The sequence below is a fragment of the Flavobacterium sp. KKT103 genome (assembly GCF_055640565.1).
This window is the reverse complement of record NZ_CM145766.1, coordinates 406,257-430,804: the sequence shown is the minus strand read 5'-3', so window position 1 is coordinate 430,804 and position 24,548 is coordinate 406,257. Positions and strand designations below refer to the sequence as shown.

The window sequence follows — 24,548 nt, the reverse complement described above, 5'->3', positions numbered from 1 at the left end:
TTCACTTTCGATTCTATTTATAAATCCATCGCGACTCTTTTTATACTAGAACGATTTCCTTACTTTTGTAACTAGATACCTAAAAAAACAAAGCATGATTACGATTGACCCTAAAAGTATTACCACAGCCAAACTACAAGGATACCTGCAAGGTTCAGTAGGACCAAGACCTATTGCTTTTGCGAGTACCGTTGATAGTGATGGGAATCCCAATTTATCTCCTTTCAGTTTTTTTAATGTATTTAGTGCAAACCCGCCAATTCTTGTTTTTTCACCCTCACGTAGAGTTCGTGATAATAGTATAAAACATACGTTAATCAACTGCGAAGCGACTAAAGAAGTAGTCATTAATGTGGTTAATTACGATATGGTACAACAAACCTCATTAGCGAGCACAGAGTATGCTGATGGCGTGAACGAATTCATCAAATCAGGATTAACGCAAGTTCCATCTGATCTTGTAAAGCCCTTTAGAGTGAAAGAATCTCCAGTGCAATTTGAATGCAAAGTAACTCAAATTATTGCCCTTGGTGAGGAAGGTGGAGCTGGAAATTTAGTTTTGTGCGAGGTAGTGAAAATACACATCCATGAAGCCGTTTTGGACGAAAACGGAGCAATAGATCAATATAAAATTGACTTGGTATCGAGGTTAGGAGGCAATTGGTATGGGAGATCGAACCAAGGTTTGTTTGAAGTGCCTAAGCCATTAACGACGCTGGGAGTTGGTGTAGACGCTATTCCTGAACCTGTTAGAAAAAGTCCTGTTTTCGACGGAAATGATTTAGGTAAATTAGGGAATATAGAAGCCTTGCCTAGCACCGAAGAAGTTAGTATATTTGTAAAAGAAAATTTTTCGATTAAAGGAGTGTTAAGCTCGGATGATCAGGAAAATGTGTACTTAGAAGCGAAAAAGTACTTGAATGAGAATGATGTTTTATCAGCATGGAAGGTGCTTTTGGCAAAAAAATAATTAGAGCAAAACAATTAAATTATAGAAGATGGAAGTTACAGGAAAAATTAAAATGATCGATCAAACTAAAGAAGTTGGATCTGGAGGTTTCAAAAAGAGAGATGTTGTTGTAACAACTGATGAGCAGTATCCACAGCATATTTCTGTACAATTTGTTCAAGATAAATGTGACTTACTAAATAGTTTTCAAGTAGGAGAAGCTGTTAAAATCGATATTAATTTAAGAGGTAGAGAGTGGACTAACGCGCAAGGCGAAACCGTTTACTTCAATACTATTCAAGGATGGAGAATTGCTAAGCTACAAGCTGAAGCTCCTGCTGCAGGACAAGCTCCACCTATGCCGGCTGCACAAGCATTTGCACCAGCTACGAACCTTAATGAGGAAGAGCCAGACGATTTGCCTTTTTAATCATTAGCAATAAAAATAGTAGCCTTGAGAGTAATTTCAAGGCTTTTTTTATGCTTAAAAATTAGGGTTAATCACGGCGCCCAAACCTATTTGATTTCCTATTTGAGGATATACAAAAGCCGTTGTATTTGTTTTCTTAGAAACTCTAAAGGCTTTCAACGGACTCACATGCGAAAAGATAATTCCTGATGCCATTCCTATTCCTGCTCCAGCAAGTACATCTGATGCAAAATGCTTATTATTAGCAAGTCTAAAAGCCGCCGTTGCACCCGCAAATAAAAAGCCACTACTGGCGTACCAAAAATTAGAATCCTTATACTCATAATACAATAAGGTAGCGTTTGTAAACGCGACAGCCGAATGCCCTGAAGGAAAACTTAAATTGTCCGATAAGTCGGGACGTTCTCTCTTTGCAATTCGTTTAGCAATTTCTGTAACAATCACAGTCGCAGTATTGGCTACAAGAATATTCACAGTTTGATTTCTATAATTTGTTTTGGATTCAAACCCCAAAGATTTCCCCATATAGATTTGAGCAATGGGAACAAACGGAAAAATATTATCGGCACCGGAACTAAAAGTTGAGCCAAAAATTTTACCTGATTTTGTTTGAATATCACCATTAAACTCCGAATTTAATAAAAAGGCTCCAGTGGTCAATAGCGCGGCCGGAGCTATAAATGATTTGTACGATAGTTTATTTTGCACCTTTAAAGAATCCACATTTTGTCCATACATTTGCAATAACGGACTCATCAAAATGAGTAAAAGTAAAAAAAATGTTTTTTTCATTGTAGTAGTTAATTTGATAGTGCTTTGATCAAAAATAGAACTTTATAGTCTAATTATAATAAGAACAATATGTATTATTTATCCCAAGATTTGTTTTTTCCTGACGTATCACTAACGCATTCTTCGGGAATTATTGCCTTGGGTGGCGATTTATCAGTAGCGCGGTTACAGTTGGCCTATAAAAGCGGCATTTTTCCTTGGTTTGAAGATGGCGAACCCATCACGTGGTGGTCGCCTAACCCGCGTATGGTTTTATTTCTAGACGAGTTGGTGGTGACTAAAAGTATGCGAAACGTCCTTAACCGCAATACATTTACAGTTACTTTTAATCAAAATTTTAGAGAGGTAATTTCTAATTGCCAACAAATAAAACGCGACGGTCAAAACGGAACTTGGATTACTAATGACATGATCGAAGCCTATTGCAATTTGCATGAATTAGGAATCGCAAAATCGGTTGAGGTGTGGCAAGATGGCCAGATAGTAGGCGGCCTCTACGGGATCGATTTGGGTCATGTTTTCTGTGGCGAAAGCATGTTTTCAAAAGTTTCGAACGCAAGCAAAGTCGCCTTTATCACCTTAATCCGCCAATTACAACAAGAAAATTACAAGTTATTAGACTGCCAAGTCTATAACGAACATCTAGAAAGCTTGGGCTGCCGCGAAATACCACGTGAAGATTTCATTTCGATTCTTAAAGATAATAAGTAGAGCCTAATCCAGCTGTACGGTACAAGTCCTCGGTCAAAACCTTTTTTTCTAAAGTCATAAAAGGAGCTTCCTGCGGTCGCTCTTTTACGCCTAGAAAAAATAGTTTTTTCCCTCCGGGCTTTCCCCTCCCATCTGGGGCAAAACACATCCCTGTCACGAAGAAAATTGTAAGCACTGAGAAGTTCACTACATAATAAAGCTAAGGAGAACAATTTTTAAAGCTGCTTGAATCTAAATTACGTGCGTATCAAAATCAAGTAATTACCATCCACATTAAGACTTTCGACTTTGCAACTCGGCAAAAAAATCTGCGGAATCTGCGGAATCTGCGTGCCACAAGCTGTAATCGAACTTCCCTTCTAACTTTTAAACTTTAAGACTTTCGACTTTTGAATTTTCAACTTTGCGACTCTGTAACTTTGCAACTCTGCAACTCTGTAACTCTGCAACTCAATAAAAAAATCCGTGTCATCCGCGTTCTAATTTCCCACAATCGAGCTTTCTTTATGATTTTCGACTTTCAAACTTTAAGACTTTTGACTTTTCAACTTTGCAGCTTCACAACTCAGTAACTCAAAAAAAACCTAAAACTTTAACTTCGTAAACTGCCAATTCAACGTATTAAACAAAACCAACTCATTCCTTAAACAAGGCAATTCCAATATCACCTTCAATGTCTCATGCGCCATCATGGTCCCAATCATCCCAGGTAAAGTACCTAGCACACCATTCCTATTACAATTAGGCACATCCTTTGGGTCAGGCGAATCTGGAAACAAGTCTCTCAGGTTTTTACTCTTTCGATGGTTAAAAACAGCAACTTGTCCTTCAAAACCTAAAATACTACCATAAATCAATGTTTTAGCCAGACTCACACAAGTATCGTTAACTAAATAACGGGTAGCAAAATTATCTGAGCCATCGACGATAATATCAAAGTCATTCAAGATAGAAGCCGCATTCACTGCAGTTACCTTTTCCGGAATAGCAATAACTTCAATCAACGGATTTAATTTTTGCAAAGTCGCTTTGGCAGTTGCAGCTTTTGATAATCCCACTTGATCTTCAGCATATAAAATTTGACGGTGCAGGTTGTGAATTTCGATAGTATCAAAATCAACGATACCAATAGTGCCAACACCAGCCGTAGCCAAATATTGTAAAATAGGACAACCCAAACCTCCCGCACCGATAACCAAAACTTTGGCTTTTTTAATTTTTGCTTGCCCAGCGTCACCCACTTCGGGTAACATCACTTGGCGGTTGTAACGTAAAAAATCTTGTATAATGCTCATTTTTTTGAGTAATTAGTAATTAGTGAAAAGTGATTAGTAATTAGCTACTAGTGAAAAGTGATTAGTAATTAGCAAATTAGCTGTCAGTTCGAGCGGAGTCGTGAACCTTTTTTAAGTGGTAATTTATTTTATATTAAGTGAATAGTAATAAGTGATTAGTAATTAGTGAAAAGTTATTGGTTAATAGTAATTAGCAAATCGGCTGTCAGTTCGAGCGGAGTCGAGAACCTTTTTTAAGCGGTAATTCATTTCATCCTAAGTGAATAGTAATTAGTAGCTAGTGAAAAGTTATTAGTTAAAAGTAATTAGTCAATAAGCTGTCAGTTCGAGCGAAGTCGAGAACTTTCTTTATCGCAATGTATTTTTATTTGTGTATCAGAGTCAAAAGTCAACGTAAAATAGCATTGTGATTATGTTCCAAAAAAAAGCGCTCTAGGGACTTTTGATATTCGACTTTAAGACATTTGACTAAAAGTTTTATCCCAATCTTTCCAGACGGGCTCGTAGCCTTTAGATCTAATAATGTCTGCAATCTCTGCTACAGAGCGCTCGTCACTAATTTCGAATTGCTCTAACGATTGGGGATCGACCACATAACCACCAGGATTTGTTTTTGAACCCGCACTGATGCTGGTCGTTCCAATAGGGATAATGTTGTTTCTAAAGTTTTCATTCTCTCGAGTCGAAATCGAAATCTCCAAGTCTTCATTCCACAAACGATAAGCGCAAATCAGCTGAGTCAAATCTCGATCGTCCATAATAAAGTTAGGTGGAGCAGTACCTTCTGCTGGTCGTAATCTTGGAAACGAAACGGAGTACTTCGTTTGCCAATAGGTTTTTTGTAAGTAATCTAGATGCAAGGCATTAAAAAAACTATCTGTTCGCCAATCTTCTAAACCCAATAACACACCCAATCCTATTTTGTGTATGCCCGCTTTCCCAATGCGGTCTGGAGTATCTAGTCTAAAATCAAAGTTGGATTTCTTCCCTTTAGTATGATACTTTTTATACACTTCCTGATGATAGGTTTCCTGATACACTAACACGGAGTACACACCAGCTTCATGCAAACGTTCGTATTCTTCTTGCGAAAGTGGTTGTACCTCAATCGAAATAATCGAAAAGTCATTCTTGATTACATCAACAGCGTTTAGAAAGTAGTTGATATTCACCGTATAATTTGCCTCTCCAGCAACTAACAATACATGGTCAAAACCCAATGCTTTCAATGCTGCTACTTCTTGCCTAATCTCCGAGTCTAGCAAGGTCTTTCGTTTAATTTTATTGTCAAGACTAAAGCCACAGTAGGTACAAATGTTCTGGCATTCGTTACTAACATATAAGGGAGCATACATCTGGATGGTTTTACCAAAACGTTTTTTAGTTAGTTCATGGCATTCTTGCGCCATTTCCTCTAAGTAAGGTTGCGCAGCTGGGGAAATCAAAACCAAAAAATCATCTAAGTCTCTCTTAGATTTGGCTAAGGCTTGCTCCACTTGCTTTGCAGTACTAGCGTAAATTTTGAATTGGATTTCATCCCAATTGTATTGTTCGAAAGTAGATTTGAATGTTGTCATTAGTGCTTTAGGTTATTGTAAGTACAATGTTGATCACGCACGCAGATTTTGCAGATTTGCGCTGATATTTTACAGGTTATTTGCTACGCGTTTAATATCATTTAAAATTGTTACTGTGTTGAAGTTGACAAGTATGCCAAGCTTTTTATTCGTTAGTTTTAAATAGTTTGTGATTTGTTTATAATGAATAGGAGCTAAATCTGTCACGGACTTTATTTCAATGACTACTTTGTCTTCAACCAATAAATCAATTCTAAACCCTACATCTAAAATGATGTCCTCGTATGGAATATTGATTTCTACTTGTCTTTCAACTTTTAATTTCAACTTAGTTAATTCATAATACAATGCACTTTCATAAAAAGACTCAAATAAGCCAGAACCAAGTGTATTATAAACTTTGAAAATAGCACCTCTAATTCCAAATGATATTTCGTTTTCAGTCATTATTAAGAATTTATATTTTATTAAAAGTAATAATTTGCTTCCAAATGATTCTTATTACATGTTTTAAAATGTTACAAATCAGTAGATTGTTTTCTAATCTGCTAAAATATTTTTCATCTGCGAAAATTTGCTGAATCTGCGTGCTAATTAAATTATTCTATATCTGTGAAAAAAATATCGACGGACTTGACGTCATCGCATGTTTATACTTTCGCCCTAATCTAACTTCATTTGAGAGCAATAAACTATTCATACAAAAACTCGGTCAACGGACTCGATGCCATTGCATGTTTATATTGTTGCCCCAATCTCGCTTCATACGCTTTCCTACCAGCAATTACGGCCTCTTTAAAAGCCTCTGCCATTAGTCTCGGATTTCCTGCAACGGCAATAGCGGTATTTACTAAGACAGCGTCAGCACCTAATTCCATTGCTTTTGCAGCATCCGATGGTGCACCAATTCCCGCGTCAATAATCACAGGAACTTTAGATTGTTCGATAATAATTTCGAGAAAATCGATTGTTTTAAGTCCTTTATTGCTCCCTATTGGCGAACCTAATGGCATCACGGCCGCGGTTCCTACATCTTCTAATCGCTTGCATAAAACAGGATCAGCATGAATGTAGGGCAATACAATAAAACCTAGCTTGGCTAATTCTTCTGTGGCCCTCAAAGTCTCGATAGCGTCTGGCATTAAATATTTAGGGTCAGGATGGATTTCTAACTTTAGCCAGTTGGTTTCTAGAGCTTCTCTGGCAAGTTGAGCGGCAAAAATGGCCTCTTTAGCGTTTCTTGCTCCAGAGGTATTAGGCAATAGATTGATGTGTGAATGCTGTAGGTGTTTCAAAATAGCATCTGTTTCTGTTTCGAGATCAATGCGTTTTAAAGCTACGGTAACCAACTCACTTTCTGAAGCTAAAATGGCTTCTTCCATTTGGGCATTCGAACCAAATTTTCCCGTTCCTAAAAACAAACGAGATTGCAATATTTTATCCCCTATTTTAAACAATGATGGTTCCATAAAGGTCGTTTTTAAGTAGTTTGATTGTCTTTTTTTTGTGTTCTGATTGGGTGATTAATCCTGAAACGGCAATGCCATAAATTCCGGTTTCTATTAATGCAGGAAGATCGTCCGTTGTAATGCCGCCTATAGCATACACAGGCGTAGTAAGTCCGTTGTTTTTCATCTCTGTCAGGATGTTTTTATAGCCGTCAAGACCTAAAATCGGACTCAATTTTTCTTTTGTAGTTGTAAATCGAAACGGACCTAAACCTATATAATCACAGCCGTTTTTTATGTGGTTTTGAATATCTTCAAAAGTATTTGCAGTCGCTCCAATGATTTTTGTATCTCCTAGAATGCTGCGCGCTTCGGATATCGACATATCGGTTAACCCAAGGTGTACGCCGTCTGCAGCGATTTGCTGCGCGAGATAAACATTGTCGTTGATGATAAAATTCGATAAGTACTCTTCGCATAAAATTTTTACGGCTTCCGCCAAAGCAAAAGTTTCTTCAGGGGAATGATTTTTAAAACGAAGCTGAATCCATTTACAACCGCCGTTTAGTGCTTCATGAATATTTCTAGTTTGCTCCTCAACCGAGTTTCCTTGCGAGATGTATTGTAATTTGTTAAACATTATGATATCCTAGTTTTGTGTGGTTAGACAATAGGTAGTTTTCGATATAAATTTTAGCGTTTTCGCACGCATTTAATTCCGTTTCACCCTTAGCAAGATTAGCTGTAATCGCAGAGGATAATACACAACCCGAACCATGCTTTTCATTTACATCAGTATGACGCGGTTCTAATCTATAAAACTGATCTTTAGTATACAGATAATCTACTCCAAGTTCGTTAGGATTGTGGCCACCTTTAAGTAAAATTGTACAATATTCTGATAGCATTTCGGCTATAGATTCAGGGTCAATTTCTTCTTGAGATAGCTTTATAATCTCATTATAATTGGGAGTGATTAAATCTATTTCGCTTAAAATGAGTTTTAGAGATTCATAGTTTTTGATCTCTAAAAAATCAAATGTAGTCGAGGATTTTACCACAGTATCCCATATAATTTTAGTTGCTGGAGCAATTTGCCTAATCAATGTGACAATGGTTCCCAGATAAAATAATGAAGGAACAATCCCAATTTTAACAGCCTTAATTTTATAAGTTTCGAAAAGTCTTTCCACGGAACGAATGGTGAATTCTAAGGAAGTCCACTCAATTTCATGAAAATTGTTTTCTGTCTGGATCGTGTTTGCCGTATTGATAGCAAGACCATATACTTGATGCTGTTCGAATGTTTTACAGTCGGCCAATATTCCGGCACCTCCCGAAGGATCAAAACCAGCAATACTTAATACAAATGGGCGATTTTCTGGCATATTTTAAAATTTTGAATGGGTTGATTACTGTTCCAAATACTTCCTAATAGCGCTACATCATCAAATCCAAGTTGGTAGGTTTTCTCTATGTTCTCAATTGAGATTCCTCCCAAAGCCACTAGTTTAGTTATAAAATTGGTTCGCTCTGCTATGGCTTTAACTGCATCTAAATCAGATTTGTAATCGGGTTTAGAAATACTTTGATAAATCGGACTCAAAAAGGCGTATTCAAAACAACTGTCAAGTTGGTTAAAATCAGCCATTGTATGAATCGAAGTCGATTTGATATAACCATCGTTATTATTTGTTGATTCTAAATCCAAAGCTGCTCTGGCACTTTCAGTAAAATGAATGCGATGAATTCCAAATTCATTTGCCACTTGATGCTGCTGGTGTAAAACCAATCGCGATCGAAATTCAGGATGTACTTTCGATAAAAACAGCCTTAGTTCTTCCACTGAATAATTAGGTTTACGCACATGAACCAACTCCAATCCACACTCAAAAAGAGCGTGAATGGTGTTGGTTTCATTTGCTATAGCAATTGGATTTGTGATTACAATCATAATCTTGACTCTTGGATCTTTATTCTATTTTCTTTAGGCTTTAACTATAAATCTCTTTTCCTTGCTCAATAAACTCCTCTGATTTTGCTGCCATTCCTTTTTCAGCTTCGGCAACGTCACGAATTTCCTGTGATATTTTCATGGAGCAGAATTTAGGGCCGCACATCGAGCAAAAGTGTGCAATCTTAGCGCCTTCAGCAGGTAAAGTTTCATCGTGAAATTCTCTTGCGGTATCAGGATCAAGCGATAAATTGAATTGATCTTCCCAACGGAATTCAAATCTGGCTTTACTTAAAGCATTGTCACGGTATTGAGAACCCGGATGTCCTTTGGCTAAATCAGCAGCGTGGGCAGCAATTTTATAGGTGATCACACCATCTTTCACATCTTTTTTATTGGGTAAACCAAGGTGTTCTTTAGGCGTTACATAACACAACATCGCACAACCGTACCAACCAATCATGGCAGCACCAATGGCTGATGTAATGTGATCGTAACCAGGAGCAATATCAGTCGTTAGTGGGCCAAGAGTGTAAAAAGGCGCTTCGTTGCAATGCTCTAATTGTTTCTCCATGTTTTCCTTAATCATGTGCATCGGTACGTGACCGGGACCTTCGATAAAGACTTGTACATCGTGCTTGAAAGCAATTTTAGATAGTTCACCTAAAGTTTCTAATTCGGCAAATTGTGCAGCATCATTAGCATCAGCAATTGAGCCCGGACGCAAACCATCACCAAGAGAGAAAGCAACATCGTATTGCTTCATGATTTCGCAAATGTCCTCGAAATGGGTGTACAAAAAGTTTTCTTTGTGGTGAAACAAACACCATTTTGCCATGATTGAACCTCCACGAGATACAATTCCCGTAACACGGTCCGCGGTTAGGTGAATGTAACGCAATAGTACGCCCGCGTGAATGGTGAAATAAGAAACACCTTGTTCAGCTTGTTCGATCAGTGTGTCACGAAAAACCTCCCAAGTTAAATCCTCAGCAATTCCGTTAACTTTTTCCAAAGCTTGGTAGATAGGTACGGTTCCAATAGGCACGGGAGAATTACGGATGATCCATTCTCTGGTTTCATGAATGTTTTTTCCAGTCGATAAATCCATGATGGTATCAGCTCCCCAACGGCAAGCCCAAACTGATTTTTCAACTTCTTCTTCGATGGTTGAGGTCACAGCACTGTTTCCAATGTTTGCGTTTATTTTCACTAAGAAATTGCGCCCCACGATCATTGGTTCGCTTTCAGGGTGGTTGATGTTGTTAGGGATTATAGCGCGACCAATGGCTACTTCATTACGAACAAATTCGGGTGTGATTTTACTTTTAGGGGTGTTTGCTCCCCAGCTATGTCCAGGATGTTGACACTGCATCGCTTTAGTTTGGGTGTCTAATTGCTCGATACGTTGGTTTTCACGAATCGCAATGTATTCCATTTCTGGAGTGATAATGCCTTGTTTTGCGTAGTATAGTTGGGAAACGTTAGCTCCTTTTTTAGCTCGCATGGGTTTGTGTAAATACTCGAACCGAAGGTGGTTTAATTTTTCATCGTGTAGTCTTTGCTTTCCGTAATCCGAGCTAATTTCTGTAAGCTCTTCCACATCATTACGGTCTAAAATCCACTGCTCACGAATGCGAGGCAACCCTTTTCGAATATCAATTTCGATATTGGGATCAGTGAACGGTCCTGATGTATCGTATATAGTAACTGGTGGATTTTTTTCGATACGACCGTTAGACATTTTGGTGTCAGCTAGTGTGATTTCGCGCATGGCAACTTTGATCGGATGGATTTCACCGTCGATGTATACTTTTCTTGAATTAGGAAAAGGTGTTCTTGAAAGTTTTTCTTCGTTTGTCATTTTTATGAGTATTGAGGTTGTAACGTTTATTTGATTGTATTGTCTTTTAATGGCCGGATTTACTCGTATAGCATGTTTTCAATTCTGTTTTGGTTCTAGTTTATTGGCACGCAGCTTTAAATAGTTATGAAGTCAAATGTTTTTAAGTCTGTTTTGGTTTTGATTTATTGGCACGCAGCTTTAAATAGTTATGAAGTCAAATGTTTTTAAGTCTGTTTTGGTTTTGATTTATTGGCACGCAGATATAGCGGATTTTTGCAGATTTGTAAAAAGCAGTAATTGATACTTACTAATCACTAATCACTAGTTACCAATCACCAATCACTAATCACTATTTACCCTCCTTGAGTTGCAGAAATAATTAAAATGGTATCAGTTTCTTTAAGGGGATGGGAATTCCAATTGGATTTTGGAATTACGGTGTCGTTGATGGCTATGGCGATTCCGTTTTGTTTTTCGGGAATTTCCAAGTCAAGAAGTGCCTGAACAGTTAAGTTACTGCTGGCAAAATGTTTGTTTTGATTGTTGATTTTAAGTTCCATTCCTTTTAAATTTAGTATAGTTATACTTTAGGAATGGCTACAAGTTGTCCCAAAAAAGGGACCATAGAAGTCATCTTACTTTTCCCTACGCTAGTATGAACTAGATCAGGTTCAGAGGGTAATTCTCAGCCTACAAAATTGTAGACACCCCTAAAGTGTGTAACAAATGTAGGGGTTTTTTTAGTTTGAAGATGATTTTTTTAGGTTAAATTTTTGTCAGCAAATAGTGATTTTTGTGAAATCAGCCAATTTTGAATAAAGGATAGCCATTGAAAATCAGCTTTTTTTCCAGCAGTTTTCCACATGGTCATTGACCATTCCTGTGGCTTGCATAAAGGCATACATAACCGTAGAGCCGACAAATTTAAAACCTCTTTTTTTTAAATCTTTGCTTATTCTATCCGAAAGTGGAGTAGTAGCAGGCACGTCTTTTAGTGTTTTTGGGTTACTGATGAGAGGTTTTCCTTCTGTGAATTCCCAAATATATTTAGAGAAGGAACCAAATTCTTCCTGGATTTTAATGAAGTTTTGGGCATTGGTTACAGCCGAATATACTTTGAGTTTGTTGCGGATGATACCAGCATCTTGTAATAAATCGAGGATTTTATCATCGTTGTATGCTGCTATTTTTTTATAATCGAATTGGTCAAAAGCAGCTCGGAAGTTTTCTCTTTTGTTGAGAATGGTAATCCAGCTCAAGCCTGCTTGAAAGATTTCTAATAGTAAAAACTCAAATAATGTAGCATCGTCATAAACGGGGGTTCCCCATTCTTGATCGTGGTATTCTTTGTACAAATCGCTGGACAAACACCAACCACATCTTGGTTTTTCGTCGGTGATACTATTCATTGTGCAGGTATTTTTCGATTATGGAATGCCCCAAATAAATTAAAGGAGTCAAGGCAATGGCGATAATAAGCTTTACAAAATAACCTGTAAAAGCAGAAGCGATGAATACTTCGGTGGTCATTTTACCCGTCATCCAAAAGGCGATACCAAGGACTATGAAGCTATCAAATAATTGGGAGATAACGGTTGATCCCGTACTGCGCAACCAGATCATTTTGTTACCCGTTTTGTTTTTCAGAAAATGAAAAATAGTAACATCAATCAGTTGTGAAACCATAAAGGCTGTAATACTCCCAACAATGATCCACAAACTTTGACCGAAAACGCCATTGAATTGATTGTCAGACACGAGTCCGTCACCTGCTACGGCGGGAATTTGCATCGCCATATAGATAATTACAAAAGTGTAGGCGATAAGGCAAGCGGTTATTAGTGATAATTTTTTGACACCTTTTTCACCAAAATATTCATTGATTAAATCAGTAGTGACAAATACGATTGGCCAAGGTAAAATCCCCACGCTCATCAGGTACGGGCCTACTTGAATTAATTTCCCACCAATTAACTCGGCGACAACGGCATTGGTGATAAATATACCGGCAAGTATGATGTATACGGTTTCTTTTTTGGATTGAAGCATAAGGACTATTTATGCTCAAATATATTGTATTATTTTGTTTTTATAAAATATTTGTGGGTCTTGTAGTGTTCCAATCTAGGGAGCTCGATAAGGTAAGAAAGAAGAAATATGTACAAAAGACGGTAGTCTAATTTATGGTGAAAACGAATCAGATATGTAGTTGTAAAATGAAATTGAAACAATACATCTTACAATTTTAACTTCTTTGGGTATTTGAATTATTTTTTGATTAGTTAATTAGGTAAATATTTTTTTTTCAGTACTTTGTGAATGTATTGTATTTATTGATTTGTACGATTAATAGTAAAAATAATTTCGTTTTTGTAGTAAAATAGTTAGGTTAAATCGTTTTTTTTTTTTTTTGATTTGTACTCGGACGTCTAAAACCACTTGTTAAATGGTTTAACAAGTAAATAACTAAATTATTTTTAAATTATGAAAAAATTCTTATTAAGTGCGACACTGTTAGTTGCTTTTTCTTTAACTTCGTTTGCATCAAAAGGTAAGACAGAAAATGTATTATCTTCTTCAACGATGGTTAGTTCTACTATTTTTGACGGTACATGTACAATTTATGTAACACAATATAATAGCGAAGGAATAGCGACAGGTACTAGAATTCACACTCTGCCAGCAACTAGCCAAGCGGATTGCGAGAAGACAGCTAAGTCAATAAAAACACTTTATGAAATAGGTGTTTTAACAATGTAAATTAATAGGGTGGTTGCAATACCACCCTTTATTACTATAAAATTATGAGAAATATATGTTTTGTTCTTTTAGCACTTACCAGTAGTACTATTTATTCGCAAAGTGATAAAAAAGCTTTTGCTCAGGTGCTGTATAATGTTTACTTTAATGTGGAAATACCAAATACTAGGAATGCTATTTTAGAAATCAACTTAAATGATAATACCTCTGTTTTTGTAACTCTTGCAGGAGACTTACAGGCAGGCTCTACGGCCAAAGACAACACAATAAGTTTAGTTGAAAAGGGAAGCAATCGCTACGTAAAAACCTTAAGTGATAAAAAAGAGTTTTTAGTTACAGAAAAGTTTAAAAATCAAGACTACTTACTTCATGATACTATTCCGGAATTGAAATGGGACATTAGTCACAAAGAAGTGAAGAAAATAGGGGAGTCTAACTGTAATAAAGCAACTACGACTTTTAGAGGAAGGAATTTTATTGCTTGGTATGATGTTACAATTCCATTGAATTACGGACCATGGAAATTTAATAACTTACCTGGTTTAATTCTAGAAATTTACGATGAAACTAAAAGGTTTAATTGGCAAGCGACCGCCATACTTTATAGTGATAAGTCGGAAGTTGTATTTCCTGTAATTAGTGGTGCTAAAAATATATCGATCAAGGATTATGCGAATTTGCGTTACAAGCAAATGGAATCCACTGTAATGTCACAATTGCCACGAGGTGTTGAGACGAAGACAATAGGTCCGAGTAGAAATGGTATTGAGACTAAATTTGAATGGGAATAACATGAACAAATTTTTTTGTCTTTTTATTTCTTTCTTTTTCACGGTATTTATTTTTGCTCAAAAAACGATATCAGGCAAAATTACCAACGGTACTAACCAACCTGTTGCTGCATCAGTTTTGCTTAAAGAATCTTCAAGTACAATCTCTTATGCTATTTCTAACACTTCAGGCTTTTATGTTTTGAAAACGAGCAAAACAGGAGATTTTCAATTAGTGATAAATGCGCTAAATTACGAATCTCAGGTTTTTGATATTCAAGTTTCTTCTGACGATACGAATTTAGAAAAGAATATACAACTTCTTCCAAACCCTGTTTCTTTAAAAGAAATAGTAATTAAAACAGTGCGACCTATAACTGTAGAAGACGATAAAATCATTTTTGATGCTAATTCTTTTGCTCAAGGAAACGAGCAAGTAGTAGAAGATCTATTAAAAAAAATACCAGGTTTAAATGTTGGTGCTGATGGAAGTATTAGAGTTGGTAATCAAGAGGTAGAGAAGGTAATGGTGGATGGAGAGGATATGTTTGAGAAAGGGTATAAAATCCTAACCAAAAACATGCCCGTTAATCCTATTGATAAAATAGAATTGCTCAAACGCTATTCCAATAACAAACACTTAAAAGGGATTGAAAACAGTAACAAAGTGGCATTGAACCTTACTTTGAAAGAAGATTTTAAGCGACAATGGTTTGGAAATGCTGTTGGAGGCTATGGCTTAGTTTCAGAAAACAGGTATGATCTTAGAGCTAATTTAATGAATTTTGGTAAAAAAAATAAGTATTATTTTGTCACAAATCTCAATAATCTGGGTATTGATGCCGTGGGAGATGTAGATATGTTGGTGCGACCTTTCCGGTCTGATGAACCAGGTAGTATTGGCGATAACCAAAGCGCAACAAGTTTATTAGAAATGGGTGCTGGCTTGCCTAACTTAAAGCAAAAGAGAGTCAACTTCAACAATGCTGAGATGCTTTCACTCAATAGCATTTTTACACTTTCAAATAAAGTCAAAGTAAAAGCATTGGGGTTTTTAAATACGGATGAAAATGATTTTTTTAGAAATAGTTTTGAAACCTTCGCAGCAGGAACAACACGTTTTCTAAACACAGAAGATTTTGTAGGAAGAAAAACTAAGATCACTGGATTTGGAAAAATAGATCTTACCTATGATATCTCTAAAAATAAAACACTCGAATACAGTGGGAAATTTAATAAAACCAACGAAAAAAACAATAGTGATTTACTATTTAATACTGATGTATTGAATGAACGTCTCCATACAAACAACCAACTTTTTGATCAAAAAATAGTATTGACGAATAAGTTTAAAGACAAAAAAGTTTTTGTGTTTTCAGGTAGGTATATTAATGAGAAAACGCCACAAAATTATTCGGCTAATCAGTTTCTTTTTCAAGATTTATTTGCAGTTAATGCGAATAGCACCAAGCAATTTTCTGAGAATAGTATGCAGTTCGCTGGAATAGAAGCTCATTTGCTAGACAAAAAAGAAAATGGAGATTTACTGGAATTAAAGGGTGGAAGTCAGTTCCGATTGGACAAGTTAACCACTCGTTTTGAATTAGTGGATAGCCAATCTAGTGCGATGACGCCTAATGGCTATCAAAATAATTTAAAGTATGGCACCACAGATTTGTATGCCTCAGTCAAGTACCGTTTTAAGCTCAACAATTTCTCAATACTCACGCAATCTGATTTTCACCAATTATTTAATCGGATAGATAATTTTGATGTTAGTAGAAACGAAAGTCCATTTTTTATCATTCCAAAAATAGGGTTGGACTGGAAGATAAATGAAAAGAATAAGATCATGACGAGCTACTCCTTGAATAGGACGAACGCGGAGGTTTTAGATGTTTATTCAGGCTTCGTGCAAACCGGTTTTCGATCGCTTTCAAAAGGATTGGACGATTTTAATCAATTAAATTCCTCCTCTGCTATTTTAAATTATACCTATGGTAGTTGGGGCGACAAGTTTTTTGCTAATACCTTTTTGTTGTATTCTAAGAACAATGATTTTTACAGTACGAATTCAATCATAACTCAAAATTATTCACAGTCTGAAAAAATCATTATCAAGGATAGAGAATTTGTCTCTATGTCCTCAAGTATTGATAGGTATTTTAAGCGGATACAATCTAATTTAAAATTGACTCTAGGAGCAAACAAAAGTAACTTTAAGAATAGTGTAAACAATACCAACTTAAGAGAAGTCACTAATTTAGGTGCTGATTATGGTTTTGAGCTCCGGTCAGGATTTAAAGGTTTTTTTAATTATCACCTGGGTTCAAAGTGGAATTGTAACCAAGTGAAAACTACTATAAAAAACGATTTCACGGATAATATGAGTTTTCTAGACTTGTCGATGCAGTTTAATGATACGTTCAATGTGCAAGTGCAAGGAGAGCGCTACTTTTTTGGAAATTTAAATAAAGGGAGTAATCAATATTATTTTGTAGATGTCGAGGCTCGCTATGTGGTAAAATCAAATAAGCTCACTTTTTTCCTTTCAGGAAATAATCTTTTTAATACCCAAACTTTCAAAAACTACAGTGTGTCAGATATCAGTATTTCACAAACAGAGTATCGATTAGTACCTAGGTATGTGTTGCTTAAAATGGAGTATCGTTTTTAGGATTTGACCTTTGATGATACTAAAATTGATCAATTATTCTAATTTGATTCCTTGTTTTAATGTTTTAAGCCTTGTATCTGGTAACTAATATTATATCAGTGGGTTGTGAGGCCTTGTATTTATTGACTTGTACGATTAATAGTAAAAATAATTTCGTTTTTGTAGTAAAATAATTAGATTAAATCGTTTTTTTTTTAGCTTTGCTATGCCGCAAGTAAGTTTTATATTTCTTTTATGAACTTTTATAAATTTCGCAATAGCGATCCAAATAATACTATATGAAACAGAACTTACTTTTCATTCTTTTAGTTTGTCCTGTTTTCTTACTAGGGCAAATAAGCGTTAAGATCACTTACGAGCAGAAAAGCATATATAGTGACGCCTTTTTTAATCAAATTCCTGCTGGGAGTAGAGAATCATTTAGAACAATTTTAGCAAAGCCTTCTTATTTTGAACTTTTAAATAATGGTGATTATTCACTATTTAAAAGTATAAATCTTAAAGAAGAAGTAATTCCGTCCACTGAGATTAGTACCAAGACTGCAATAAATCAAGGGACGATATTCACACCATTTAAAGTTTTTATTTTAAAAGATTTTTCTAGTGAAATTAGTACAGAATGCGCTGTAGTAAAAGATAAAGAATACTACATACAAATGCCGTTCGCCAAGGAGAATTTAGTTAACGATAAAAAAAATAAAGCTATTGATGGTTATATGTGTAAATCGGCCTACACCTTGACCACTGCAAATGACACTATACGCTATTGGTATACTCAAGATATTCCGGTGATCGATGGGCCATTTTCGATGCATGATATTCCAGGATTAATTTTAAGTGTTGAGTCAAAAAATAGAATAGTATATGCTACAAAAATAGAATTTTTTGATAAAAAGCTAGTTTTGGATACGGTACCTAAGAATGCGGAATTTATAACAAAAGAGCAATTGGAAATAAAGAGGGCGGACGCACTTAAACCACAATCCTATACTGATGAGTTTGGCGCAAAGCATGAAACTAATTCTATTCATATTAAAGCAGATAACTAAAGATGGGAAAATTTATTTTATTTTTTTTACTGTGTTTTTATTCTATTGGTGGTAATTCTCAAACCGGTATTAAAGTAGTATTTGAAACACATCGTATGATTACTGAAGAGTCAGTAAAAAGTATTCCAGCGCAATTTAGAGCTGATTTTGTTAAGCAATACAATAGCATAAAAAAGGAATCGTTTATGTATCTTCAGGAAGACAAAGTCTATTTTGAAGTACAACCAGCAGAAATAAAAAATTTTAAGTTAGGAAAACTGGATGCAAATGAGACTGCGGGAAAAGTACTTCTCGCTAAGGACATGTCAACTATTGTAACTTATGCTGCAGAAAAATTGATTAAAGACCCACAGAATAATACTTATACCGAGAGAAAGCCAGCCGGCCTAGTTACAAAAAAGCTTGCAATAGCAAAATGGAAATTAACAAAAAAAACAAAGCAACTACTGGGTTATACTTGTTATGAAGCTGTTACAACTTTCAATAACAAGGTGTTGACTGTCTATTTTACTAAACAGTTGCGAGCTAAAGGAAGTCCGGATACCTTGCCATTTATAGATGGAGTTGTGCTAGCATACACTTATGGAATCGTAGATGCTTCAGCAATAAAAATAGCATTAAAACAGCCTTTGATTACTAAATTTTTATAATCCTATTAATTTGAATTTAAGGTGTTTAATTTTTTTACTTTTTCCACTGGTGCTGCATGCCCAGGGTAAGGTACAACTAAAAATTGTCGATGAAAATGCTACTGCAATTTCAAGAGCCATTGTAATTATTTCTCAAGCCAATAATCAAATAGCATTTGGAACAACAAATAACGAGGGTGTTTTTGAAAAGGATTTAGCTCCAGGTTCTTATGTTTTCAATATAAAAAAGCTGGGTTTTACGGCTATTACCGAAGAAGTTTCTGTGTTAGAAAATTTAAATCTAACTTTTGTTTTGCTTCCTGAAACCAATCAATTACAAAATGTTGTAATCACGAGTCGACCGAAATTAATGCGAATTAAGGAGGATACTATTTCCTATAATTTAAAAGCAGTCGTTGATGGTACTGAAAACAAAATTGAAGATGTTATAAAAAAGCTTCCCGGTCTTGATATTGATCAAGATGGTAAAGTATTGTACAAAGGGCAGCAAATTAATAACGTACTTATTGACGGCAATGAGTTTTTTGGGAGTAAGCATCAAATGGCCACTCAAAATATTAGTGCCGAAATGATAGAGGGTATAGATTTACTGACTAACTACTCCGGTTTTGCACTTTCTAGTGGCGGTGTAAAAGGAGTTGCTTTGAATTTAAAAACCAAAGATTCGTATAAAAATAAATGGGTAATAGATGTTGAGGCAGGATACGGTAGTAATAATGCGCTGAGATGGCATTCTAATTCCTTTAAATTTTTTAAAAAGGGTAATATTGCCATTTTATCAGATTATAATACAATCGCAAAAACACCGATTTCATTAGAAGATTATAGAGAAATGCGTGCTGTTTCTGATAGTGATAACGATGATAAACAAATTCAAAGTATAGATGTTCCTACTTTTTTGAGTCCAAATATTTATATCAAAGAAAAAAGAAATTCTTTTATTGGTCTTACCTATAGTAATTTGATTTCGCCACGAGCAAAAGTTACATTTTCTTCGGTATTTAATAAGGCTAGCATAGGGGAAGAAAATAATAAAACACAAACTAATATTGGGCAAGATGTAGGTCGGTTTTCTTTTTTGGAGAATAAACAAGGTTCCTATTCTTTAAGTAATACAGCTATAAAGTGGGAGTTCAATAGGTCAACAACTACTTTTTTATCGTACACGGCTGGACTAACGCCTAATAGAGATGTTGATTCGCAAAATTTATATCGAGCGGTTAACCAAATTAATTATCAAAAGAGCAATACAAATCTTAGTTTTGCTCATAGTTTTAAATGGCAAACTAAGTTATTTAAGGTGATTAATTTCAAAGCTGCAATAAGGCAAAGCTTCACTATAGATGACCAAAGTATTGCCTTAAACGGTTCGCGAAATTTATTTGACACAGGATCTAGTAGTTTAGAGCAGGTTAGCAAGAATCAGGACAGGAGTTTTACAGTTGCTAATGTTTTTTCATATTCTAAAAAAGCCAATCTGTTTACAGCTAAATTAAATTATTTAGTTCAGGAGAGGATCTTTGATAGTAGCGTGCATGAAGCAGCTAATTATGATGGAGAATTTAGTTGGTATAGTAAGTCGTTACAATCTAATTTTTCGTGGTCACGTAATTGGACGCCCAAACTACAATCAGTCGCGGGCGTAAAATTCACCAATACTACCATTTCTTTTCAATCAAAAGAAAATAGTTTCTCACGTTTCGAGCCTAATGTAAGTTTGATATATAGTCTGTCGGGACTCGATAAGTTGGTTTTGAGTTATGAGGTAGATCACCACTTAGCTTCGATGTCTGATTTACTTGATGCAAGTATAATCACTGATTTTCAAACAGTATCCAGGCCTAGTGCTGTAAATTATGCTACGATTTTACCTAAAAATAGTTACAGTTTACACTATTTTAATGTCAATACTAAAAATTATAGTGTGTTATTTGGTAGGTTAACCTATTCTAAGGAACAGAATACAGTTTCTAATAATACATTTTATACTTCTGATTATATAGAAAACCAAGCAGTTAATGTTCGTAATTCAGAGACTAGTCAGGGATTACTTGGCTATGATTTAAAGTTTAAAGAATTCCCTTTGTCACTGAAAAGTACGGTATTCTATCTTAATTCAAAAGGAATTTCTCAATTTAATGGAATAGACAACTACTACACTGCGAATAACTTTACCAGCAGATTAAAGGTTTATTCTAACTTCAAAAAATCACCAGTACAATTGGGAGTCGAGTATAATTTTACGGAACGTACAATACAACAAGAGCTGCTTAATTTTTCTAACGCGACTACAATTAATCAATTAACACTCTCATTGCGTGGAAAATATGGTAGTAAATTAAAATGGGATGCAGGCTTGACTATCGATAATCAAAATTCTAGTTTTAATAGCAATAGACTTTTTCTCCTTAATACTAATTTGCAGTATGTTCTTAATAAGGATATTAAATTATTCTTGAATAGTAATAATCTTTTAAATCTAAATCGTAGTTCGGTTATTAATACGACATCCAATCAAAGTGTTTTTACGGAGTCTATTATTTCGATCATGCCTGGTTATGTAATTGCGGGCCTTAATTATTCTTTATAAAAAACTCCCTTTCAAATTGCTTTGAAAGGGAGCCTTATATTTTAAAAACGAACTTTAAGATTAACCTAAAGCAGCTCTTTTAAATCCTGTAACGATAAGATCTTTGTCTAAAGACTTAACATAAGCAGCAACGCTCATTTTGTTGTCTTTGATGTAATCTTGGTTTACTAATGTATTATCTTTAAAGAAACGAGCTAGTTTACCTTTAGCGATATTATCTAGCATAGCTTCTGGCTTACCTTCTTGACGTAGTAAGTCTTTAGCGATTTCGATTTCTTTTTCGATTGTAGCAGCATCAACACCAGCTTCGTCTAAAGCGATAGGAGACATTGCAGCAGCTTGCATTGCAACGTTTCTTGAAGCTTCTTCAGCACCTTCTACTTTTGCAGATAAAGCTACTAATGTTGCGATTTTGTTACCAGAGTGGATGTAAGATCCAACGAAAGCACCTTCTAATTTCTCAAAAGTTCTGATTTCTAATTTTTCTCCGATAACTCCTGTTTGCTCAATTAATTTTTCAGCAACAGTGATTCCTTTGTATTCAGCAGCTAGGAAAGCTTCTTTAGAATCGTAGTTCAATGCTAAGTTAGCTAATTCTGTAGCCATAGTTACGAAACTTTCGTTCATACCTACGAAGTCAGTTTCACAGTTTAGAGTGATTACAACACCAGCCGTTTTCTCAGCATTAACAACAGCAATTGCAGCTCCTTCTGTAGATTCTCTATCAGAACGGTTTGCAGCTACTTTTTGTCCTTTCTTGCGTAAGTTTTCGATTGCTAATTCAAAATCTCCTTCTGCTTCAACTAATGCTTTTTTGCAGTCCATCATTCCTGCACCAGTAGCTGTTCTTAATTTATTTACGTCTGCAGCAGTTATTGTTGCCATAATATTTATATTTTAAATTAAAAAAAAATAGTTTTAATAAAAAATTCCAAATCTCAAATTCCAAATTCCAATTGATTAATTAAATCATTTCTGATGTTAATTTTTGGAATTTGGAATTTTAAAATTTGGAATTAAGATTGTTTTATTCTTCAGTTGCTGGAGCAGCTGTTTCAGCAGCAGGAGCTGCAGTCTCAGTTGCTACCGCTTCAGCTGTTGCTGGAGCTGCAGTTTCAGTTGCGTCTGTTTCTTTATCAGAACCTCTATCAGAAAGTCCTTCGATAACAGCAGCAGTTACTAAAGATAAAATTTTATCGATTGATTTAGAAGCATCATCATTTGATGGAATTACGTACTCTACTTCACGAGGATCAGAGTTAGTATCAACCATTGCAAAAACTGGAATGTTTAATTTTTGAGCTTCTTTTATTGCGATGTGTTCCGCTTTGATATCTACTACAAATAATGCAGCTGGTAATCTTGACATATCAGAAATTGAACCTAAATTTTTCTCTAATTTAGCACGAAGACGATCAACTTGTAAACGCTCTTTCTTAGAAAGGGTCATGAAAGTACCATCTTTCTTCATTTTATCAATAGTAGCCATTTTTTTAACAGCTTTACGGATAGTTACGAAGTTAGTTAGCATTCCACCAGGCCATCTTTCAGTGATGTAAGGCATGTTTGCAGCTTTTGCTTTTTCAGCAACGATGTCTTTTGCTTGTTTTTTGGTAGCAACAAATAATATTTTTCTACCTGATGCAGCGATTTTTTTCAAAGCTTCGTTAGCTTCTTCAATTTTTGCTGCAGTTTTATAAAGATTGATAATGTGTATACCATTACGCTCCATATAAATGTAAGGAGCCATGTTTGGATCCCATTTTCTAGTCATGTGTCCAAAATGAACACCTGCTTCTAGTAATTCTTTTACTTCTACTTTGTTTGACATTTTTTGTACTAGTTTACGTTCTGTTGATTAGCAATAGGTCTCTTTGGTACGACTTTAAGACTTGCGGCTTAAGACTTTCGACTTATTTAGATGCTAAACTAATTCCTACCTCAGTAGGCAACAACAACATTGTTTTAAATTCAATAATAAATTCCTTGAGTCTTGAATAAAAGTACTCAAGATAGGCAATATTAACGTTTCGAGAATTGAAATTTCTTACGAGCTTTCTTCTGACCGAATTTCTTACGTTCAACCATTCTTGGATCTCTTGTCAATAAACCTTCTGGTTTCAATACTAATCTGTTTTCAGCGTTTACTTCGCACATTGCACGAGCTAATGCCATTCTTACAGCTTCTGCTTGACCAGTTGAACCACCTCCGTATACGTTTACTTTTACGTCAAAGTTAGTAGCGTTCTCTGTCATAGACATTGGTTGCATAACTTTGTATTGTAAAGTAGCTGTAGGGAAATAAGTTGCAAATTCTTTTTTGTTTACAGTGATTACTCCTGTTCCTTCCGAAACATAAACACGTGCAACAGCGGTTTTTCTTCTACCGATTTTGTGAATAACTCCCATTACTTAAGATCGTTAAGGTTAACTGTTCTTGGTTTTTGTGCACCTTGTTTGTGCTCTGAACCAACAACAACATTTAAATTTCTGAAAAGTTCAGCACCTAATTTGTTTTTAGGTAACATTCCTTTTACCGCTTTTTCTACTAGAGTTGCAGGGTTTTTCGATTGCAATACTTTAGCAGTTAAAGTTCTTTGTCCTCCTGGGTAACCTGTATGACGCATGTAAATCTTTTCGTCCATTTTGTTACCTGTAAGGTTGATTTTTTCTGAGTTGATAACGATTACGTTATCTCCACAGTCCACGTGTGGTGAGTAACTTGGCTTGTACTTACCTCTCAAAATCATAGCGACTTTTGAAGCAAGACGTCCTAAGTTATGACCATCTGCATCTACAACAATCCACTCTTTTACAGAGTTAGCTTTTGTTGTTGAAATTGTCTTGTAGCTTAATGCGTTCACAATAATATATTTTAATTAAACATTCCATCCCCAATAAAGGGGTTGCAAAAGTACAATTTATTATTTTAAATGCAAATAGCTTAAAAGATTATTTTCTAGATGTTTTTGTGCTGATTATCAATTGTATATTTGTTTGCTAAGAGTAATGTCGATTTAGGTGGCAAACCATTAAGCCTTAATTCTATT

The 24,548-nt window shown here is 35.3% G+C and carries 25 protein-coding genes and 1 riboswitch; of the genes, 9 read left to right on the top strand and 16 right to left on the bottom strand.

Features of this window, described 5'->3' with window-relative positions; all coding sequences use genetic code 11:
* The first annotated feature begins 94 nt into the window (after positions 1-94).
* Both ACZ2G0_RS01785 and ACZ2G0_RS01780 read left to right on the top strand, forming a co-directional pair.
* Positions 95-970 (top strand): flavin reductase family protein, encoded by an 876-nt coding sequence (locus tag ACZ2G0_RS01785; protein ID WP_470308740.1) that lies wholly within the window; start codon positions 95-97, stop codon positions 968-970.
* Positions 971-998: 28 nt separating this feature from the next.
* Complete coding sequence (locus ACZ2G0_RS01780; protein ID WP_300288665.1) at positions 999-1,379, top strand: DUF3127 domain-containing protein; 381 nt, start codon at positions 999-1,001, stop codon at positions 1,377-1,379.
* 54 nt (positions 1,380-1,433) lie between these two features.
* Here ACZ2G0_RS01780 and ACZ2G0_RS01775 read toward each other — a convergent pair whose 3' ends face one another.
* Positions 1,434-2,171, bottom strand: a complete 738-nt coding sequence (locus ACZ2G0_RS01775) for a phosphatase PAP2 family protein (RefSeq protein ID WP_470308739.1) — start codon at positions 2,169-2,171, stop codon at positions 1,434-1,436.
* Positions 2,172-2,240: 69 nt separating this feature from the next.
* Between ACZ2G0_RS01775 and aat the strand changes: the two genes are divergently transcribed.
* Positions 2,241-2,882 (top strand): leucyl/phenylalanyl-tRNA--protein transferase, encoded by a 642-nt coding sequence (aat, locus tag ACZ2G0_RS01770; RefSeq protein WP_470308738.1) that lies wholly within the window; start codon positions 2,241-2,243, stop codon positions 2,880-2,882.
* Positions 2,883-3,466: 584 nt separating this feature from the next.
* On the opposite strand, the gene ACZ2G0_RS01765 is transcribed toward aat, so the two are convergent.
* The 11 genes from ACZ2G0_RS01765 to ACZ2G0_RS01715 form a co-directional block, all read right to left on the bottom strand.
* The gene (locus ACZ2G0_RS01765; protein WP_470308737.1) at positions 3,467-4,177 is read right to left on the bottom strand and encodes a HesA/MoeB/ThiF family protein; all 711 of its coding nucleotides are present in this window, start codon (positions 4,175-4,177) and stop codon (positions 3,467-3,469) included.
* Between the two features lie 455 nt (positions 4,178-4,632).
* Entirely contained in the window at positions 4,633-5,754 is a 1,122-nt protein-coding gene (gene thiH, locus ACZ2G0_RS01760) for a 2-iminoacetate synthase ThiH (RefSeq protein WP_470308736.1), read from the bottom strand.
* A 69-nt stretch (positions 5,755-5,823) separates the two neighbouring features.
* A complete protein-coding gene (locus ACZ2G0_RS01755) occupies positions 5,824-6,201 on the bottom strand; it encodes a GxxExxY protein (RefSeq protein ID WP_470308735.1) in 378 nt (125 codons plus the stop codon).
* Positions 6,202-6,446: 245 nt separating this feature from the next.
* Entirely contained in the window at positions 6,447-7,223 is a 777-nt protein-coding gene (locus tag ACZ2G0_RS01750; RefSeq protein ID WP_470308734.1) for a HisA/HisF-related TIM barrel protein, read from the bottom strand.
* Positions 7,204-7,842, bottom strand: a complete 639-nt coding sequence (locus ACZ2G0_RS01745) for a thiamine phosphate synthase (protein ID WP_470308733.1) — start codon at positions 7,840-7,842, stop codon at positions 7,204-7,206. The genes ACZ2G0_RS01750 and ACZ2G0_RS01745 overlap by 20 nt, the downstream gene beginning before the upstream one ends.
* Positions 7,835-8,590: a hydroxymethylpyrimidine/phosphomethylpyrimidine kinase gene (locus tag ACZ2G0_RS01740; protein ID WP_470308732.1), complete on the bottom strand. Its 756-nt coding sequence runs from the start codon at positions 8,588-8,590 to the stop codon at positions 7,835-7,837. Before ACZ2G0_RS01740 ends, ACZ2G0_RS01745 begins: the two co-directional genes overlap by 8 nt.
* Positions 8,563-9,156 carry a thiamine phosphate synthase gene (locus tag ACZ2G0_RS01735; RefSeq protein ID WP_470308731.1) on the bottom strand — a complete coding sequence of 198 codons (594 nt, stop codon included), beginning with the start codon at positions 9,154-9,156 and terminating at the stop codon, positions 8,563-8,565. Before ACZ2G0_RS01735 ends, ACZ2G0_RS01740 begins: the two co-directional genes overlap by 28 nt.
* 40 nt (positions 9,157-9,196) lie before the next feature.
* On the bottom strand, positions 9,197-11,020 hold the full coding sequence (thiC, locus tag ACZ2G0_RS01730; protein ID WP_470308730.1) for a phosphomethylpyrimidine synthase ThiC: 1,824 nt from the start codon (positions 11,018-11,020) through the stop codon (positions 9,197-9,199).
* A 335-nt stretch (positions 11,021-11,355) separates the two neighbouring features.
* On the bottom strand, positions 11,356-11,562 hold the full coding sequence (thiS, locus tag ACZ2G0_RS01725) for a sulfur carrier protein ThiS (RefSeq protein WP_470308729.1): 207 nt from the start codon (positions 11,560-11,562) through the stop codon (positions 11,356-11,358).
* Positions 11,563-11,627: 65 nt separating this feature from the next.
* Positions 11,628-11,724, bottom strand: a riboswitch (TPP riboswitch).
* A gap of 114 nt (positions 11,725-11,838) precedes the next feature.
* Positions 11,839-12,411 (bottom strand): DNA-3-methyladenine glycosylase I, encoded by a 573-nt coding sequence (locus ACZ2G0_RS01720; RefSeq protein WP_470308728.1) that lies wholly within the window; start codon positions 12,409-12,411, stop codon positions 11,839-11,841.
* Positions 12,404-13,051, bottom strand: a complete 648-nt coding sequence (locus tag ACZ2G0_RS01715; RefSeq protein ID WP_470308727.1) for a queuosine precursor transporter — start codon at positions 13,049-13,051, stop codon at positions 12,404-12,406. The genes ACZ2G0_RS01720 and ACZ2G0_RS01715 overlap by 8 nt, the downstream gene beginning before the upstream one ends.
* Positions 13,052-13,486: 435 nt before the next feature.
* Between ACZ2G0_RS01715 and ACZ2G0_RS01710 the strand changes: the two genes are divergently transcribed.
* From ACZ2G0_RS01710 to ACZ2G0_RS01685, 6 genes are all read left to right on the top strand, one after another.
* Positions 13,487-13,762, top strand: coding sequence for a hypothetical protein (locus ACZ2G0_RS01710; protein WP_470308726.1), 276 nt, complete (start codon positions 13,487-13,489; stop codon positions 13,760-13,762).
* A gap of 44 nt (positions 13,763-13,806) precedes the next feature.
* Positions 13,807-14,553: a GLPGLI family protein gene (locus ACZ2G0_RS01705; protein WP_470308725.1), complete on the top strand. Its 747-nt coding sequence runs from the start codon at positions 13,807-13,809 to the stop codon at positions 14,551-14,553.
* Position 14,554: 1 nt separating this feature from the next.
* Complete coding sequence (locus ACZ2G0_RS01700) at positions 14,555-17,209, top strand: carboxypeptidase-like regulatory domain-containing protein (protein WP_470308724.1); 2,655 nt, start codon at positions 14,555-14,557, stop codon at positions 17,207-17,209.
* Positions 17,210-17,487: 278 nt separating this feature from the next.
* Positions 17,488-18,258 (top strand): GLPGLI family protein, encoded by a 771-nt coding sequence (locus ACZ2G0_RS01695; RefSeq protein ID WP_470308723.1) that lies wholly within the window; start codon positions 17,488-17,490, stop codon positions 18,256-18,258.
* 2 nt (positions 18,259-18,260) lie between these two features.
* Positions 18,261-18,908: a GLPGLI family protein gene (locus ACZ2G0_RS01690; protein ID WP_470308722.1), complete on the top strand. Its 648-nt coding sequence runs from the start codon at positions 18,261-18,263 to the stop codon at positions 18,906-18,908.
* Positions 18,909-18,957: 49 nt separating this feature from the next.
* The gene (locus tag ACZ2G0_RS01685) at positions 18,958-21,498 is read left to right on the top strand and encodes a TonB-dependent receptor (protein ID WP_470308721.1); all 2,541 of its coding nucleotides are present in this window, start codon (positions 18,958-18,960) and stop codon (positions 21,496-21,498) included.
* Positions 21,499-21,558: 60 nt separating this feature from the next.
* On the opposite strand, the gene tsf is transcribed toward ACZ2G0_RS01685, so the two are convergent.
* From tsf to rplM, 4 genes are all read right to left on the bottom strand, one after another.
* On the bottom strand, positions 21,559-22,383 hold the full coding sequence (tsf, locus tag ACZ2G0_RS01680) for a translation elongation factor Ts (protein WP_300286593.1): 825 nt from the start codon (positions 22,381-22,383) through the stop codon (positions 21,559-21,561).
* A 142-nt stretch (positions 22,384-22,525) separates the two neighbouring features.
* Positions 22,526-23,329, bottom strand: coding sequence for a 30S ribosomal protein S2 (gene rpsB / locus ACZ2G0_RS01675; RefSeq protein WP_470308720.1), 804 nt, complete (start codon positions 23,327-23,329; stop codon positions 22,526-22,528).
* Between the two features lie 191 nt (positions 23,330-23,520).
* Positions 23,521-23,907 (bottom strand): 30S ribosomal protein S9, encoded by a 387-nt coding sequence (gene rpsI / locus ACZ2G0_RS01670; protein WP_132108702.1) that lies wholly within the window; start codon positions 23,905-23,907, stop codon positions 23,521-23,523.
* Positions 23,907-24,362 (bottom strand): 50S ribosomal protein L13, encoded by a 456-nt coding sequence (rplM, locus tag ACZ2G0_RS01665; protein ID WP_187008734.1) that lies wholly within the window; start codon positions 24,360-24,362, stop codon positions 23,907-23,909. The genes rpsI and rplM overlap by 1 nt, the downstream gene beginning before the upstream one ends.
* Positions 24,363-24,548 lie beyond the last annotated feature (186 nt).

Coding starts and splice junctions, on each gene's coding strand:
- ACZ2G0_RS01785 (WP_470308740.1), top strand. CDS start 95: ATGATTACGATTGACCCTAAAAGTATTACCACAGCCAAACTACAAGGA.
- ACZ2G0_RS01780 (WP_300288665.1), top strand. CDS start 999: ATGGAAGTTACAGGAAAAATTAAAATGATCGATCAAACTAAAGAAGTT.
- ACZ2G0_RS01775 (WP_470308739.1), bottom strand. CDS start 2,171: ATGAAAAAAACATTTTTTTTACTTTTACTCATTTTGATGAGTCCGTTA.
- aat (WP_470308738.1), top strand. CDS start 2,241: ATGTATTATTTATCCCAAGATTTGTTTTTTCCTGACGTATCACTAACG.
- ACZ2G0_RS01765 (WP_470308737.1), bottom strand. CDS start 4,177: ATGAGCATTATACAAGATTTTTTACGTTACAACCGCCAAGTGATGTTA.
- thiH (WP_470308736.1), bottom strand. CDS start 5,754: ATGACAACATTCAAATCTACTTTCGAACAATACAATTGGGATGAAATC.
- ACZ2G0_RS01755 (WP_470308735.1), bottom strand. CDS start 6,201: ATGACTGAAAACGAAATATCATTTGGAATTAGAGGTGCTATTTTCAAA.
- ACZ2G0_RS01750 (WP_470308734.1), bottom strand. CDS start 7,223: ATGGAACCATCATTGTTTAAAATAGGGGATAAAATATTGCAATCTCGT.
- ACZ2G0_RS01745 (WP_470308733.1), bottom strand. CDS start 7,842: ATGTTTAACAAATTACAATACATCTCGCAAGGAAACTCGGTTGAGGAG.
- ACZ2G0_RS01740 (WP_470308732.1), bottom strand. CDS start 8,590: ATGCCAGAAAATCGCCCATTTGTATTAAGTATTGCTGGTTTTGATCCT.
- ACZ2G0_RS01735 (WP_470308731.1), bottom strand. CDS start 9,156: ATGATTGTAATCACAAATCCAATTGCTATAGCAAATGAAACCAACACC.
- thiC (WP_470308730.1), bottom strand. CDS start 11,020: ATGACAAACGAAGAAAAACTTTCAAGAACACCTTTTCCTAATTCAAGA.
- thiS (WP_470308729.1), bottom strand. CDS start 11,562: ATGGAACTTAAAATCAACAATCAAAACAAACATTTTGCCAGCAGTAAC.
- ACZ2G0_RS01720 (WP_470308728.1), bottom strand. CDS start 12,411: ATGAATAGTATCACCGACGAAAAACCAAGATGTGGTTGGTGTTTGTCC.
- ACZ2G0_RS01715 (WP_470308727.1), bottom strand. CDS start 13,051: ATGCTTCAATCCAAAAAAGAAACCGTATACATCATACTTGCCGGTATA.
- ACZ2G0_RS01710 (WP_470308726.1), top strand. CDS start 13,487: ATGAAAAAATTCTTATTAAGTGCGACACTGTTAGTTGCTTTTTCTTTA.
- ACZ2G0_RS01705 (WP_470308725.1), top strand. CDS start 13,807: ATGAGAAATATATGTTTTGTTCTTTTAGCACTTACCAGTAGTACTATT.
- ACZ2G0_RS01700 (WP_470308724.1), top strand. CDS start 14,555: ATGAACAAATTTTTTTGTCTTTTTATTTCTTTCTTTTTCACGGTATTT.
- ACZ2G0_RS01695 (WP_470308723.1), top strand. CDS start 17,488: ATGAAACAGAACTTACTTTTCATTCTTTTAGTTTGTCCTGTTTTCTTA.
- ACZ2G0_RS01690 (WP_470308722.1), top strand. CDS start 18,261: ATGGGAAAATTTATTTTATTTTTTTTACTGTGTTTTTATTCTATTGGT.
- tsf (WP_300286593.1), bottom strand. CDS start 22,383: ATGGCAACAATAACTGCTGCAGACGTAAATAAATTAAGAACAGCTACT.
- rpsB (WP_470308720.1), bottom strand. CDS start 23,329: ATGTCAAACAAAGTAGAAGTAAAAGAATTACTAGAAGCAGGTGTTCAT.
- rpsI (WP_132108702.1), bottom strand. CDS start 23,907: ATGGGAGTTATTCACAAAATCGGTAGAAGAAAAACCGCTGTTGCACGT.